The sequence below is a fragment of the Xanthomonas fragariae genome (assembly GCF_900183975.1).
In the GTDB taxonomy this organism is placed as follows: Bacteria; Pseudomonadota; Gammaproteobacteria; order Xanthomonadales; family Xanthomonadaceae; genus Xanthomonas; species Xanthomonas fragariae.
In genome coordinates, this window is the sequence record NZ_LT853882.1 from 2,242,496 (window position 1) to 2,257,728 (window position 15,233).

General features: G+C 62.1%; 12 protein-coding genes and 4 pseudogenes. 15 read left to right on the plus strand and 1 reads right to left on the minus strand.

What is annotated here, in order from left to right:
* The first annotated feature begins 1 nt into the window (after window position 1).
* The 14 genes and pseudogenes from PD885_RS10495 (at window position 2) to PD885_RS10550 (ending at window position 14,642) form a co-directional block, all read left to right on the plus strand.
* The gene (locus tag PD885_RS10495; protein ID WP_083215080.1) at window positions 2-487 is read left to right on the plus strand and encodes a hypothetical protein; all 486 of its coding nucleotides are present in this window, start codon (window positions 2-4) and stop codon (window positions 485-487) included.
* Window positions 484-1,563, plus strand: coding sequence for an Imm71 family immunity protein (locus PD885_RS10500; protein ID WP_088056852.1), 1,080 nt, complete (start codon window positions 484-486; stop codon window positions 1,561-1,563). The genes PD885_RS10495 and PD885_RS10500 overlap by 4 nt, the downstream gene beginning before the upstream one ends.
* A gap of 67 nt (window positions 1,564-1,630) precedes the next feature.
* Window positions 1,631-1,828 (plus strand): annotated as a pseudogene (locus tag PD885_RS20685) (DotU family type IV/VI secretion system protein); the annotation flags it as partial.
* A gap of 10 nt (window positions 1,829-1,838) precedes the next feature.
* Window positions 1,839-4,653, plus strand: a pseudogene (locus tag PD885_RS22515) (type VI secretion system Vgr family protein).
* The gene (locus tag PD885_RS10510; protein ID WP_231895742.1) at window positions 4,653-6,191 is read left to right on the plus strand and encodes a hypothetical protein; all 1,539 of its coding nucleotides are present in this window, start codon (window positions 4,653-4,655) and stop codon (window positions 6,189-6,191) included. Before PD885_RS22515 ends, PD885_RS10510 begins: the two are co-directional and overlap by 1 nt.
* Window positions 6,188-7,267 carry an Imm71 family immunity protein gene (locus tag PD885_RS10515; RefSeq protein ID WP_088056854.1) on the plus strand — a complete coding sequence of 360 codons (1,080 nt, stop codon included), beginning with the start codon at window positions 6,188-6,190 and terminating at the stop codon, window positions 7,265-7,267. Before PD885_RS10510 ends, PD885_RS10515 begins: the two co-directional genes overlap by 4 nt.
* A gap of 77 nt (window positions 7,268-7,344) precedes the next feature.
* Entirely contained in the window at window positions 7,345-7,701 is a 357-nt protein-coding gene (locus PD885_RS10520) for a hypothetical protein (protein ID WP_088056855.1), read from the plus strand.
* On the plus strand, window positions 7,698-8,777 hold the full coding sequence (locus tag PD885_RS10525) for an Imm71 family immunity protein (RefSeq protein ID WP_088056856.1): 1,080 nt from the start codon (window positions 7,698-7,700) through the stop codon (window positions 8,775-8,777). The genes PD885_RS10520 and PD885_RS10525 overlap by 4 nt, the downstream gene beginning before the upstream one ends.
* 9 nt (window positions 8,778-8,786) lie before the next feature.
* Window positions 8,787-9,272: a hypothetical protein gene (locus PD885_RS10530; protein ID WP_083215080.1), complete on the plus strand. Its 486-nt coding sequence runs from the start codon at window positions 8,787-8,789 to the stop codon at window positions 9,270-9,272.
* Window positions 9,269-10,348 carry an Imm71 family immunity protein gene (locus PD885_RS10535; RefSeq protein WP_088056857.1) on the plus strand — a complete coding sequence of 360 codons (1,080 nt, stop codon included), beginning with the start codon at window positions 9,269-9,271 and terminating at the stop codon, window positions 10,346-10,348. The genes PD885_RS10530 and PD885_RS10535 overlap by 4 nt, the downstream gene beginning before the upstream one ends.
* A gap of 154 nt (window positions 10,349-10,502) precedes the next feature.
* Entirely contained in the window at window positions 10,503-11,189 is a 687-nt protein-coding gene (locus PD885_RS20690) for a hypothetical protein (RefSeq protein WP_145954100.1), read from the plus strand.
* A gap of 529 nt (window positions 11,190-11,718) precedes the next feature.
* Window positions 11,719-13,104 carry a type VI secretion system tip protein VgrG gene (locus PD885_RS10545; RefSeq protein WP_231895776.1) on the plus strand — a complete coding sequence of 462 codons (1,386 nt, stop codon included), beginning with the start codon at window positions 11,719-11,721 and terminating at the stop codon, window positions 13,102-13,104.
* 4 nt (window positions 13,105-13,108) lie between these two features.
* The gene (locus PD885_RS21415; protein ID WP_156775353.1) at window positions 13,109-13,456 is read left to right on the plus strand and encodes a M23 family metallopeptidase; all 348 of its coding nucleotides are present in this window, start codon (window positions 13,109-13,111) and stop codon (window positions 13,454-13,456) included.
* Window positions 13,457-13,497: 41 nt separating this feature from the next.
* A protein-coding gene (locus tag PD885_RS10550) for an IS3 family transposase (RefSeq protein ID WP_088056858.1) occupies window positions 13,498-14,642 on the plus strand; the annotation gives its coding sequence in 2 pieces (ribosomal slippage) (window positions 13,498-13,735 and window positions 13,735-14,642; 1,146 coding nt in all).
* Window positions 14,643-14,686: 44 nt separating this feature from the next.
* On the opposite strand, the pseudogene PD885_RS22045 reads toward PD885_RS10550, so the two are convergent.
* A pseudogene (locus PD885_RS22045) lies at window positions 14,687-14,944 on the minus strand (recombinase family protein); the annotation flags it as partial.
* On the opposite strand from PD885_RS22045, the pseudogene PD885_RS22050 reads away from it, so the two are divergent.
* A pseudogene (locus tag PD885_RS22050) lies at window positions 14,939-15,138 on the plus strand (Tn3 family transposase); the annotation flags it as partial. The pseudogenes PD885_RS22045 and PD885_RS22050 sit on opposite strands and share 6 nt — an antisense overlap.
* Window positions 15,139-15,233 lie beyond the last annotated feature (95 nt).

Consider the following 15,233-nt stretch of genomic DNA (forward strand, 5'->3'; position numbering starts at 1 on the left):
TGTGGGTTCGAACTCGACGGGTGGCTTTTGGTGGGGCATCGGCGAAGCGCCCAAAAGCGCCCAGGAATGGCGCCCGCCAACGGCCGTACTGGACGAATTCAATCGCAATGGATTTATCGTCACCGGCAAGGTAAGCGGCGGCAATGGCCCCAAGGCGGTGGTCGGCACGGTGGCCGAGCAAATGGGCGTCAAATTGCCAGGACAATACCTGCCTGGTGGCGCCACGCAGGCATTTTTCTCCCTGGACAAACCGGTGGCGGACCAGCTGACGGCTCTGGGCAAGCGTGCCATTGCAGAAAACAAGCCGTTTGCGTGGATCGACCCGGCAAGTGGCATGAGTTTCGAGGTGAAGCCGACCGGCTGGAAGGATGTCAACGGCATCATCGGTTACTTCCATACCCCCAGCCCGACCAGCGTCACAACCGCCCGCCTTGCCGAGCGCGAGCAAGCGACCAAGGAGCATCGTCAAGTGGTGGTATCGCCGTGAACAGTAATTTTCCTGAAGGCTTGAAACTTCCCAACGAACTCGAACGTCGGCAGATGTTCTACCAACTGAAGAAGGAATCTTCGTTCACCGCGTGGAACCGGATGCTTGAGCTGTATCAAGCGTGGGCGGGTGTGACAGAAGAAAGTGTGCGGCAAGCTGATGCGAAGGGGTGGCTGGATAAGAGCGGGATCAGCGAGTCGGATTATGTGTGCATCTTGAAAGGATTGGCGCACCAGGAAGAAGGCGTGCGCAGGCTGCGCAAGGGCGACAAGCGCGTCTTCAAGTTCGATGCCAATGGCGAGTTCGTCATGGGGCATCGGACTGTCAGTCATTGGCTTGAGTTGGTATGGCGAATCGAGATTGGCGAGAACGGGATAAATGAAGCGCTGACTCCGTTGTGGGACGAATTCCGTGCGCGCCTGAATGATGTAGCCACTTTAAGGTCGGAAATATGGGGGGATATCATCGAAGGTCGTTACTTTGAAGATTCTGCGCCAAATGTATATGGAAAATGGTTTGTGGAAAATGTCTCCAAGATGCATTTTCCTCCCGTGCTTCCAGAGGTCCCTAACCCAGTCCAGAACACCTTGGTCGCCACGGGTAGCCGAATTCCTTGCTCAGGCATCTGGGAGCCGGTGGATGCGCCGAAGCCAAAGAAATTCAGCCTGTTTTCCAAGCCGGATATACCGACTGGCTTTTTGCCATATATAGGCGCACTCAATTATCTTCATGGTGGTTCACCCGCGCCGAAAGCCGGTCAAATTGTGAGGGACAGAAGCATCCACATCGATGTCGTCTGGCGCCTGATCTGGCGCGACGACCGCTACGAGGACGGCACCATTCCGGAAGAAGAGGCCGGCTATGTGTTCATGCAGCGCAATGAACGTGCGGGCGCCGCCGCAGCAAATGACCAGCCGCAGCGCCGACAGGTATCGGCCATGAGCGGTCAACGCGCATCCCAGGCCGGCCGTTGGCTGGTCATGGACGATCTCAACGCGGCCGCGCAGTTCAACGCGGGCGACGAGCTTCCATTGCACGAGGGCCGGAAAGTGCAATGGGTACTCGCCGAACCTTGATTCGCAACTGGCCCGCTACCAGCAGCTCAACCGGCCGACCAGCGACCTGTACACCGACGCGGCCGAACCGGACACCGCGCGCCATGCATTGCGCCGTGTGGTGCCGCTGTGGCTGCCGGCCGCGCTGGTGGCCGGCTTCGGCCTGCTCGGCTTCTTCGGTCTGCGCCTGTCTCTGGACCATCAGACCGAGCAGCGCATGGCCGCCTACAACCAGGTGGTGCAGATGCCGCAACGCACCGCGCACATTACGATCACCCTGCCGTGAGGACGTCGATATGGATATGCCGACGCTGGCCGTCGCCCTCGCTAGTCTGGCGCAGCCGTCCCAACATGCCCGCCTGATCCAACTGCGCGCCCCGGTCGAGGGGCTGGTGGTGGAACGCTTCCACGGGCAGGAGGCGGTGTGCGGCGCCACCGTGCTGCAGATCGAGTGCCTGGCCACCTCGGCGTTTCTCGATGCCGAGGCGCTGCTGGAGCAGCCGCTGGACCTGCAGCTACGCCAGGCCGACAGCACGCAACGCCACTGGCAGGGCCTGTGCACCGAAGTGGCGCAACTGGGCGGCGACGGCGGCCTGGCCCGCTACCGGCTGACCCTGGCGCCGTGGACGGCGCTGCTGGAGCTGCGGCGCAACGCGCTGGTGTTCCAGGAGCCTGGACGCGCGCGCGATCTGCGAACGGATCTTCGCCGACTACCCGCAGGCGGCGTTCCGCTTCGACGTGCAAGCCGCGTTGCCCGCGCATCCGATCACCACCCAATACCGCGAGACCGACTGGGCCTTCGTCACCCGCCTGCTGGCCGAGGCCGGCCTGGCCTGGCGCTACGCGCACGCGCAGGACGAGGACAGCGAGGCGACCGCGGCCACGCTGGTGATCTTCGACCCGCAGGCGCAGGTGCCGGACAGCGGCACGATCCGCTTCCATCGCAGCGACGCGGCCGAGGCCGACGATGCGATCGGCGCCTTCGGCGAGCGCCGCAGCGTGGTGCCCACCGCCAGCACCGTGACCAGCTGGCACAGCGAGCAAGTGCGCGCGGTCGCCGCGCAGGCCCAGGCCGAGGCCGGCGCGCTGCCGCCGCTGGAGGTCTACGTGCAGCCGCGCGCCGGGCGTTTCGCCCAGGAGGCGACAGCGCAGGACCAGGCGCAGGCGCGGCTGGACGCGCTGCGCGTGCCGCACACGCTGCACGCCGGGGCCGGCAGCGCCCGCGTGCTGGCGGCCGGGGCGGCGTTCACCTTGCGCCAGCACGCCCAGCACGACGGCCAGCGTTTCGTTGCGGTGGCGATCGAGCACGTGGCGGTGAACAACCTGGGCCAGGGCATCGTCGCCCTGCTCGATGCACCGGACCTGGAGCACGGCAGCTACCGCAACCGCTTCCTGGCAGTGCCGGCGGCCACGCCGCTGCGCGCGCTGCCGCAGGACCGCCCGCGCATGCCCGGGCCGCAGAGCGCGCGCGTGGTCGGCGTGGCCGATGCGGCGCTGAGCCCGAGCCGCGACCACCAGGTGCGGATCCAGTTCCCGTGGCAGCGCGGCGCCCAGCCCACTCCCGGCGGCTTGACCGACAGCGCCAGCGCCGCGCCCGGCCACGCGCCGGGCGACCAGAGCGCCGGCACCTGGGTGCCGGTGGCCGAGTGGGTGGCCGGTCCCAACTGGGGCAGCCACTTCCTGCCGCGCATCGGCAGCGAAGTGCTGGTGGAGTTCCTGCACGGGGACATCGACCAGCCGCGCATCACCGGCCAGCTGTACAACGGCGAGGTCGCCCCACCCTTCGGCGGCGGCCTGGACGCGCGCGCCAGCCACCCCGGCACGCTCAGCGGCCTGCACACCCAGTCCCACGATGGCGGCGGCACCCAGCAATGGCTGCTGGACGACACCCCCGGCCAGCTGCGCACGCGCCTGCACACCTCCCTGGCCGACACCCGGCTGGAACTGGGCTACCTGGTCCAGCACAGCGACAGCGCCCGCGGCGCGCTGCGCGGGCAAGGCTTCGAACTGGCCTCGCAGGGCTGGGGCAACGTGCATGCCGCGCAAGGCCTGCTGCTGTCCAGCAGCGCCCGCGGCCAGGGCGCCTCGACCGCGCTGGACGTGGCCGAGGCGGTGGCCCAGTTGCACGGCGCCGAACGCACCGCCCAGGCGCTGCACGACACCCTGACCCAGCAACAGGTGCCCGGCCTGGACGCCCACCCCAGCGTGACCCGGCTGCGCGAGGCGATCGACCCGCAGGCGCAGGGCAAGTACGCCGGTGCGGTCGGCGGCCAGCCAGCGACCAAGCCGGCCGATGGCGGCCGCGACGGCCAGGCGCCGGTGGAACGATTCGCCGAGGCGCGCCTGCTGGGCGAGTCGCCGGACCACATCGCCTGGACCACCCCGGCCAGCGGCGTGGCCTATGCCGGGCAGGCCCTGCAGGTGACCGTGCAGCACGATGCGCAGCTGAGCGCCGGGCAGACCCTGTCGGCGGTGTCCGGCCAGCACACCGCGCTGTTCGCGCAACGCGGGCCGATCACACTCATCGCCGCCGCCGGCCCGGTGAGCCTGCAGGCGCACACCGGCGCGCTGGAACTGCTGGCCGACCAGGCGCTGACCGTCACCGCCACCGACACCCGCATCGACGTGCTGGCGCAGCAGAAGATCGTCCTGCAGGCCGGGCAGACCCGCCTCACCCTGGAAGGCGGCGACATCACCTTCGCCTGCCCGGGGCAGTTCACGGTCAAGGCCAGTCGGCATCCGTTCTTGGGTGGGGAGATGAAGACCGTCGCCATCCCCCCGCTGCCGGAAGAACGCCTTCCCCTGCAAACGTTGTCGCTCGATCATCGCTACCACGACGATCAGGGCCTGGCCGGTGCCGACTACGTGGTCACCCTGGCCGATGGCAGCAAACGGCAGGGCACGCTCGACGCGCAGGGACGCGCCGAGGTGGCGCATGTGCCCGGCGGCTCGGCCGAGGTGGTGTTCTCGCCGATGCCGGGCCTGTTCGGCCGCAAGGACATGACGCCCACGCCCGATCACGCGGCCAATCCTGCCGATGCAAGGCTGGACGGCGTGGTGGACAAGTATCTGGCCGCCGCCACCGCCGATTCCGGCAAAGGAGTGCAGTAATGGGCGCTACACCCGCGGTCTCTCCCCCAGGCGGGCTCAGTTGGAGCCAGTTCCAGGCGATGGCGGCCGATGTCGGCAGCTGGACCTGGGGCACGGTGCGAGGCGCCTTCAACGAGAAGGCCTCGCTGTCGCAGATCCTGGTGGATGCGGTGATCGGCATGATCCCGCTGGTCGGCGACGTCACCGCCGCGCGCGACATCATCGCCGTGGTCATCCGCCTGATCGACGATCCCCAGGCGCGCGAAAGCGTCTGGGAATGGGTGTTGCTCGTGGTGCTGGTGCTGGCCCTGGTGCCGGTGATCGGTGGCGTCATCAAGGGCGTGGGCCGCATCCTGTGCACGGTCTTCAAGGCCGCCGCCGAACTGCGCGGCGCCGCGCGTGCCGCGCACCTGTTGCAAGGTGCCAAGGACATCGTCGCCTTCCTCAACCGCATCGGCACGGGCAACGCCGAGGCGTGGCTGCTGCGGCTGAAGTTTGCCGACTACCAAGCGCAGATCATGGAGCGGTTCGCCACGCTCACCAATACCCTCGCCTCGGTGCTGCGCAAGGCCAATGCACGGATGGGGGCGCTGATGCCGCAGATGCTGGCACAGCGGATCGATGGACTGATCGGCGGCCTGGGCACCTTGCGCACGACAGCCGAGCAGATGATCCCCAAGGCGATCAAGGAACTGGACCAGAACCTGCGCGAACTGCAGGCCTACGTGCGCAGCGGCGGCGAGACGACCAGCCGGGTGGCGCTGCACCGGGTGGCCACCGGCGAGCGCGTCATCACCCGCGCCGACGAGGCGCGCCTGGTGGAAGATGGTGTGCTACCGATGCGGTCGAGCCGGGGCGGATTCAAGCAGAATCGGGCGCCGGTGAATCAACCTGAGGAATGGGAACACTTGTACAAGCCGGAAGACGGGTATCCGAACTTGGCGGACAGGCAAAAGAAAGGTGTCTATCAAGCGGTCCAAGCCTACTCCGGAAAAATGATCAACAGGCAACTCCATGACGGCGAAAACGTCTTCCGTGCATTTGGCGAGGAAGGAGTCACGCACAGTGTCGCCGTGGGTTCGACCTCGCCGGGTGGCTTTTGGTGGGGTGTCGGCGAGGCGCCGAAGAGTGCGCAGGAGTGGCGCCCCTCCACCGCAGTGCTGGACGAATTCAACCGCAATGGATTTATCGTCACCGGCAAGGTGAGCGGCGACAATGGGCCCAAGGCGGTGGTCGGCACGGTGGCCGAGCAAATGGGCGTCACATTGCCAGGGCAATACCTGCCTGGTGGCGCCACACAGGCCTTTTTCCGCCTGGACAAATCAGTAGCGGACCAGCTGACGGCCCTGGGCAAGCGTGCCATTGCAGACAACAAGCCGTTTACGTGGATCGACCCGGCCAGTGGCATGAGTTTCGAGGTGAAGCCGACCGGCTGGAAGGATGTCAACGGCATCATCGGTTACTTCCAGCCCCCCGGCCCGACCAGTGTCACAACCGTCCGCCTTGCCGAGCGCGAGCAGGCGACCAAGGAGCATCGTCAAGTGGTGGTATCGCCGTGAGCAGTAATTTTCCTGAAGGCTTGAAACTTCCCAACGAACTCGAACGTCGGCAGATGTTCTACCAGCTGAAGAAGGAATCCTCGTTCACCGCGTGGAACCGGATGCTTGAGCTGTATCAAGCGTGGGCAGATGTGACAGAAGAAAGTGTGCGGCAAGCTGATGCGCAAGGTTGGTTGGAGAAAAGCGGCATTAAAGAGTTGGATTACGTCGGAATACTGAAGGGACTGGCCCATCAGGAAGAAGGCGTGCGCAGGCTACGCAAGGGCGACAAGCGCGTCTTCAAATTCGATGCCAACGGTGAATTCGTAATGGCCGACCGCCAAGTGAGTCATTGGATCGAATTTGTATGGAGAGTCGAAGTCGGGGAAATGAATATAAATCAAGAGATGACGCCGCTGTGGCATGAATTTTCTGAATGCCTCGAAAAGATGCGCCATCTCGGAAACGAAATCTGGGCAGATATCATCGAAGGTCGTTACTTCGAAGATCCTGCGCCAAATGTATATGGAAAATGGTTTGTGGAAAATGTCTCCAAGATGCATTTTCCTCCCGTGCTTCCAGAGGTCCCTAACCCAGTCCAGAACACCTTGGTCGCCACGGGTAGCCGAATTCCTTGCTCAGGCATCTGGGAGCCGGTGGATGCGCCGAAGCCAAAGAAATTCAGCCTGTTTTCCAAGCCGGATATACCGACTGGCTTTTTGCCATATATAGGCGCACTCAATTATCTTCATGGTGGTTCGCCTGCGCCACAAGCCAGCCAAATTGTGAGGGACAGAAGCATCCACATCGATGTCGTCTGGCGCCTGATCTGGCGCGACGACCGCTACGAGGACGGCACCATTCCGGAAGAAGAGGCCGGCTATGTGTTCATGCAGCCCGATGACCGTGCGGCCATCGTCGCAGCAAGCGATCAACCGCAGCACCGGCAAGTATCGGCCATGAGCGGTCAACGCGCATCCCAGGCCGGCCGTTGGCTGGTCATGGACGATCTCAACGCGGCCGCAGAGTTCAACGAGGGCGACGAGCTTCCGTTGCACCAAGGCCGCAAGGTGCAATGGGTGCTGGCCGATCAATAACGCGCCAAATGGATGCGGCGCTCGCCCCATGCTAGCCGATACCGGGCTGGCGCAATGGATGTATCGTCACCGGCAAGGTGAGTGGCGAAAATGGACCCAAGGCGGTGGTCGGCACGGTTGCCGAGCAAGTGGGCGTCCAATTGCCAGGACAATACCTGCCTGGTGGCGCCACGCAGGCATTTTTCTTCCTGGACAAACCGGTGGCGGACCAACTGACGGCTCTGGGCAAGCGCGCCATTGCAGAAAACAAGCCGTTTGCGTGGATCGACCCGGCGAGTGGCATGCGTTTCGAGGTGAAGCCAACCGGTTGGAAGGATGTCAACGGCATCATCGGTTACTTCCATACGCCTGGCCCGACCAGTGTCACAACCGCCCGACTTGCCGAGCGCGAGCAAGCGACCAAGGAGCATCGTCAAGTGGTGGTATCGCCGTGAGCAGTAATTTTCCTGAAGGCTTGAAACTTCCCAACGAACTCGAACGTCGGCAGATGTTCTACCAGCTGAAGAAGGAATCTTCGTTCACCGCGTGGAACCGGATGCTTGAGCTGTATCAAGCGTGGGCGAATGTGACAAAAGAAAGTGTGCGGCAAGCCGATGCGAAGGGATGGCTGGATAAAAGCGGGATCAGCGAGTCGGATTATGTGTGCATCTTGAAAGGATTGGCGCATCATGAAGAAGGCGTGCGCAGGCTGCGCAAGGGCGACAAGCGCGTCTTCAAGTTCGATGCCAATGGCGAGTTCGTCATGGGCAATCGAATCATCAGTCATTTCATTCAGCTGATTTGGCGAATCGAGATTGGTGAGAACGGGATAGATGAAGCGCTGACTCCGTTGTGGGACGAATTCTCTGAATGCCTTGAAAAGATGCGCCATCTCGGAAACGAAATATGGGCAGATATCATCGAAGGTCGTTACTTCGAAGATCCTGCGCCCAATATCTATGGGAAGTGGTTCCAGAAAAATGTTTCCAGGATGCATTTTCCTCCGGTCATTCCGGACGTGCCTGACCCTGTTGAGAACACGCTGGTTGCCACTGGCAGTCGTATTCCCTGCTCAGGCATCTGGGAGCCGGTGGATGCACCGAAGCCAAAGAAATTCAGCCTGTTTTCCAAGCCGGATGTGCCAAGCGGTTTCCTGCCGTACATCGCGGCAATGAACTACCTGCATGGTCAATCTCCCGCACCAAAAGCACGGCAGGAAACTCAGACCGGCAGCGTATACCCCGATGTCGTCTGGCGCCTGATCTGGCGCGACGACCGCTACGAGGACGGCACCATTCCGGACGAAGAGGCCGGCTATGTTTTCATGAAGTCCGAGCCACCGCCTGTTCCGCAGGAGGCAGCAACGGACGCAGCGCGTCGGCAGGTCAGTGCCATGAGCGGTCAACGCGCATCCCAGGCCGGCCGTTGGCTGGTGATGGAAGATCTCAACGCGGCCGCGCAGTTCAACGCGGGCGACGAGCTTCCATTGCACGAGGGCCGCAAAGTGCAATGGGTACTCGCCGACCATTGAAGTGTTGATGTGGGTTCGAACTCGACGGGTGGCTTTTGGTGGGGCATCGGCGAAGCGCCCAAAAGCGCCCAGGAATGGCGCCCGCCAACGGCCGTACTGGACGAATTCAATCGCAATGGATTTATCGTCACCGGCAAGGTAAGCGGCGGCAATGGCCCCAAGGCGGTGGTCGGCACGGTGGCCGAGCAAATGGGCGTCAAATTGCCAGGACAATACCTGCCTGGTGGCGCCACGCAGGCATTTTTCTCCCTGGACAAACCGGTGGCGGACCAGCTGACGGCTCTGGGCAAGCGTGCCATTGCAGAAAACAAGCCGTTTGCGTGGATCGACCCGGCAAGTGGCATGAGTTTCGAGGTGAAGCCGACCGGCTGGAAGGATGTCAACGGCATCATCGGTTACTTCCATACCCCCAGCCCGACCAGCGTCACAACCGCCCGCCTTGCCGAGCGCGAGCAAGCGACCAAGGAGCATCGTCAAGTGGTGGTATCGCCGTGAACAGTAATTTTCCTGAAGGCTTGAAACTTCCCAACGAACTCGAACGTCGGCAGATGTTCTACCAACTGAAGAAGGAATCTTCGTTCACCGCGTGGAACCGGATGCTTGAGCTGTATCAAGCGTGGGCGGGTGTGACAGAAGAAAGTGTGCGGCAAGCTGATGCGAAGGGGTGGCTGGATAAGAGCGGGATCAGCGAGTCGGATTATGTGTGCATCTTGAAAGGATTGGCGCACCAGGAAGAAGGCGTGCGCAGGCTGCGCAAGGGCGACAAGCGCGTCTTCAAGTTCGATGCCAATGGCGAGTTCGTCATGGGGCATCGGACTGTCAGTCATTGGCTTGAGTTGGTATGGCGAATCGAGATTGGCGAGAACGGGATAAATGAAGCGCTGACTCCGTTGTGGGACGAATTCCGTGCGCGCCTGGATGATGTAGCCACTTTAAGGTCGGAAATATGGGGCGATATCATCGAAGGTCGTTACTTCGAAGATCCTGCGCCAAATGTATATGGAAAATGGTTTGTGGAAAATGTCTCCAAGATGCATTTTCCTCCCGTGCTTCCAGAAGTCCCTAACCCAGTCCAGAACACCTTGGTCGCCACGGGTAGCCGAATTCCTTGCTCAGGCATCTGGGAGCCGGTGGATGCGCCGAAGCCAAAGAAATTCAGCCTGTTTTCCAAGCCGGATATACCGACTGGCTTTTTGCCATATATAGGCGCACTCAATTATCTTCATGGTGGTTCGCCTGCGCCACAAGCCAGCCAAATTGTGAGGGACAGAAGCATCCACATCGATGTCGTCTGGCGCCTGATCTGGCGCGACGCCCGCTACGAGGACGGCACCATTCCGGAGGAGGAGGCAGACTATGTCTTCATGGAGTCCGAGCCACCGCCTGTTCAGCAGGAGGCAGCAACGGACGCAGCGCGTCGGCAGGTCAGTGCCATGAGCGGTCAACGCGCATCCCAGGCCGGCCGTTGGCTGGTCATGGACGATCTCAACGCGGCCGCGCAGTTCAACGCGGGCGACGAGCTTCCATTGCACGAGGGCCGCAAAGTGCAATGGGTACTCGCCGAACCTTGAGGTGTTGACGTGGGTTCGACCTCGACGGGTAGCTTTTGGTAGGGCATCGGCGAAGCGCCCAAAAGTGCCCAGGAATGGCGCCCGCCAACAATTTTATTTAATAAATATCATTAAATGATCAACTGACGGCCAAACAGATAATCTGGAGAGCTCCATGGAGTCAGCACGCGACAAGTACACGGGCGAGATCATCGACGCCGAACAGCTATGGATCATGAATTCAGTCAACGATTCCGGATATATGTGCATAGGATGCATTGCTAGCGTAATTCCTTGCTCGTATCTGCCTGAGAACAAAGTGCGTGCTCATTTCAGAATCAAAGACAAGCACGAAACTGACTGTGACATTGATGGTGATGAGAGATTGGTCAAACGCGCATTGAAACAGCGCGTAACGACCAAGGATGGTTTCCCTGGAAGATTTCCAAACCGTCTCGTCCTTCGTGATGCGCGCCCTGTCACCGGATCAAATGGTTCCCCTGCTGTTTCCACAGCAAGTAATGGAACAATAAAAAATGTATCGGATGTGTTGAGCGAGGCACGCCGGGAGCGCCGTTGGGCAGCTAATACTATTCGACCAATTTGCCGTACTTTCATAAATTTTCCGTTTGATCGTGATCTATCTCTGGCTATTTCAGGGATTGCAGCCAACACCTATCAGCGCATTTTTCTGTGCCTCAACAGGGATAAGGTTGTCAAGTACAACGAACCACATATCTTCTACGCACCCATCGCTTGGAAAGCACCAGCCTCAGATGATAATCAAATAGAAATCCAGCTCAGCTATGGCGAATGGAAAGATCGTAAACTCGTAAACCCATATCGGCTGAGGGTTAATTAGAAAAACTGGAGTGCCGCGAAGAGAAATTATTTTTCCAAAGATATTGAAATATCCAGATTGGAATCTATAGCAGCAAAAAATAGTGATTCCAAAAAGAAGGGATGGTTATTTTTCATAGGAAGACAAGATGAAGAGGATCTTACCCTTTTTCATGTTGACGATCATCGGCTCATCTGTTGCTTTGTCGTCGAAATGGTTTACCCGCCTCGGCCAACTGAATCTACTGCAAAGAAGTGGCCTCCCCGTCGTCTCGTTCGAAAAAATTATTGAAACCGCGCCTACAGCGTTCATGGTGCTGTAGCCGTAGTCGCTGGCGGCCGGGGCGGCGTTCACCTTGCGCCAGCACGCCCAGCACGACGGCCAGCGTTTCGTTGCGGTGGCGATCGAGCACGTGGCGGTGAACAACCTGGGCCAGGGCATCGTCGCCCTGCTCGATGCACCGGACCTGGAGCACGGCAGCTACCGCAACCGCTTCGTGGCAGTGCCGGCGGCCACGCCGCTGCGCGCGCTGCCGCAGGACCGCCCGCGCATGCCCGGGCCGCAGAGCGCGCGCGTGGTCGGCGTGGCCGATGCGGCGCTGAGCCCGAGCCGCGACCACCAGGTGCGGATCCAGTTACCGTGGCAGCGCGGCGCCCAGCCCACTCCCGGCGGCTTGACCGACAGCGCCAGCGCCGCGCCCGGCCACGCGCCGGGCGACCAGAGCGCCGGCACCTGGGTGCCGGTGGCCGAGTGGGTGGCCGGTCCCAACTGGGGCAGCCACTTCCTGCCGCGCATCGGCAGCGAAGTGCTGGTGGAGTTCCTGCACGGGGACATCGACCAGCCGCGCATCACCGGCCAGCTGTACAACGGCGAGGTCGCCCCACCCTTCGGCGGCGGCCTGGACGCGCGCGCCAGCCACCCCGGCACGCTCAGCGGCCTGCACACCCAGTCCCACGATGGCGGCGGCACCCAGCAATGGCTGCTGGACGACACCCCCGGCCAGCTGCGCACGCGCCTGCACACCTCCCTGGCCGACACCCGGCTGGAACTGGGCTACCTGGTCCAGCACAGCGACAGCGCCCGCGGCGCGCTGCGCGGGCAAGGCTTCGAACTGGCCTCGCAGGGCTGGGGCAACGTGCATGCCGCGCAAGGCCTGCTGCTGTCCAGCAGCGCCCGCGGCCAGGGCGCCTCGACCGCGCTGGACGTGGCCGAGGCGGTGGCCCAGTTGCACGGCGCCGAACGCACCGCCCAGGCGCTGCACGACACCCTGACCCAGCAACAGGTGCCCGGCCTGGACGCCCACCCCAGCGTGACCCGGCTGCGCGAGGCGATCGACCCGCAGGCGCAGGGCAAGTACGCCGGTGCGGTCGGCGGCCAGCCAGCGACCAAGCCGGCCGATGGCGGCCGCGACGGCCAGGCGCCGGTGGAACGATTCGCCGAGGCGCGCCTGCTGGGCGAGTCGCCGGACCACATCGCCTGGACCACCCCGGCCAGCGGCGTGGCCTATGCCGGGCAGGCCCTGCAGGTGACCGTGCAGCACGATGCGCAGCTGAGCGCCGGGCAGACCCTGTCGGCGGTGTCCGGCCAGCACACCGCGCTGTTCGCGCAACGCGGGCCGATCACACTCATCGCCGCCGCCGGCCCGGTGAGCCTGCAGGCGCACACCGGCGCGCTGGAACTGCTGGCCGGCCAGGCGCTGACCGTCACCGCCACCGACACCCGCATCGACGTGCTGGCGCAGCAGAAGATCGTCCTGCAGGCCGGGCAGACCCGCCTCACCCTGGAAGGCGGCGACATCACCTTCGCCTGCCCGGGGCAGTTCACGGTCAAGGCCAGTCGGCATCCGTTCTTGGGGGGGGAGAGCGGAACTGCACTCATCGACAAGCTGCCACAAGGCACGGTCGATGGTGTCAGGAAATTATCTTTCTCAAGGTAGAGACATGATCATCAGCCCTCCGTTTCTGATTGCCCGCAATGCCACTGAGGCCGAAGATTCATGGCTGGCACGCGCCATGCCATTGGCCGACAGTGGTACCTATCCGGTCAGCGAGCTACTTGGCTGGCATGGAGGCATTCACCTTCGCGCACCAAGTGCAGGAACCGGTACCGAGCCGATCCGGGCCATTGCCGATGGCACAATCGCCTATGTCCGCCAACCTACCCAACAGAGCGATAGCCATGCCCTCAACTATCTGGGATGGACAGATGATGGGTGTGTTGTCCTACAGCATGACACTTCGATTGGGGCCGATGACACCACTGAAACTGATACGCCCAGGGTTTCCTAGACATCTCAAGGCCATGGAAAATGGTCAATTCGGAGGTGTCTATGAGCAGCAAGCGGTATACGGATGAATTCAAGATCGAGGCGGTCCGGCAAGTGACCGATCGTGGTTTCAAGGTAGCAGAAGTCGCGGAGCGACTAGGTGTCACCACGCACAGCCTCTACGCCTGGCTGCGCAAGTTCGGCAAGCCTGGCGTGGTGCAGCGCGCCGAGGTGGACCAGAGCGCCGAGGTTCGGCGGCTGAAGGCAGAGTTGCGTCGAGTGACCGAGGAGCGCGACATCCTAAAAAAGGCCGCCGCGTACTTTGCCAAGGGGTAAGGGCAAAGTACGCCTTCATGCAAGCCCACTGTGGGGAATTCAGGGTGTGTGCGATGTGCCGGGTATTGCGGGTCAACCGGTCGGGCTATTACGCCTGGTTGTGCTCGCCCAACAGTGAGCGCGCCAAGGAAGATGAGCGCTTGCTTGGACTGATCAAGCACCACTGGCTGGCCAGCGGCAGTGTCTATGGGCATCGCAAGATCACCAGGGATCTGCGCGATCTGGGTGAGCGTTGCAGTCGCCATCGGGTGCATCGGCTGATGCGCACCGAGGGACTGGGTGCCCAGGTGGGCTATGGTCGCAAACCGCGCTTCCATGGAGGAATGCAGTGCAAGGCGGCGGCCAACCTGCTTGACCGACAGTTCGACGTGACTGAGCCGGACACTGCCTGGGCGAGCGATTTCACCTTCATCCGCACGCATGAAGGCTGGATGTACCTGGCTGTTGTGATCGATCTGTTTTCCCGGCAGGTCGTCGGCTGGGCGATGCGCGATCGGGCCGACACCGAGTTGGTCGTGCAGGCCTTGTTGCCTGCGGTGTGGCGGCGCAAACCCAACGCTGGTTGCTTGGTTCATTCGGACCAAGGGTCTGTCTACACCAGCGATGACTGGCGCAGTTTCCTGGCGTCCCATGGCTTGGTGTGCAGCATGAGTCGGCGTGGCAACTGCCACGACAACGCACCCGTGGAAAGCTTCTTCGGACTGCTCAAACGCGAGCGGATCAGGCGGCGGACCTATTCCACCAAGGACGCCGCTCGCGCCGAGGTATTCGACTACATCGAGATGTTCTACAACCCCAACCGCCGCCACGGTTCAACTGGCGACCTGTCCCCTGTAGAGTTTGAACGGCGCTACGCGCAACGAGGGTCTTGAGGGTCTACGGAACCCTGGGCGTATCAGCTACAATTTGACGAAATTTAGCTTTGCTGGGGTTCTTGACCGGTCCCACGCAAAGCATCGTAAAGATGAGGTCTTCCCGATCTTGAGCCGTGTGGCCACCTCACGCACATTCAGCCCCGCTCCAACAGTGTTCTCGCTTGTTGCAATTTATCGCCAGTGACGACGAGTTTTCTCCCGCCTTTGCGGCCATGTGCGGCGGCAGCCGCCACTCCTGCTTTCGTTCGCTCTCGGATGAGATCAAGGTCGAATTGTCCAAGCGCCCCGAAGACGTGAAACTGTGGAATACCGTCTATCTGGAGCGAACCGTGAAGGCCTTATGCAATCACCGCCAAATAACGACGCGCTGTTGCAGTAACTATCCCCGCTGGGCTGGGAGCATATCAACTTGACCGGTGACCACCTGTGGCGCAGCCGCACCAGGGTCGGTGCGGGGAAGTTCAGGCCACTGCGAGCTCTGCCACCCGCTTAACGTGCTTTAAATTACCTTTTCTGAGATGCCCCCAATGTAAAACACGCTAGTCCGGTTGCAGCGGTCGAAGCTCCGCATGCCGCAATGCATCCACG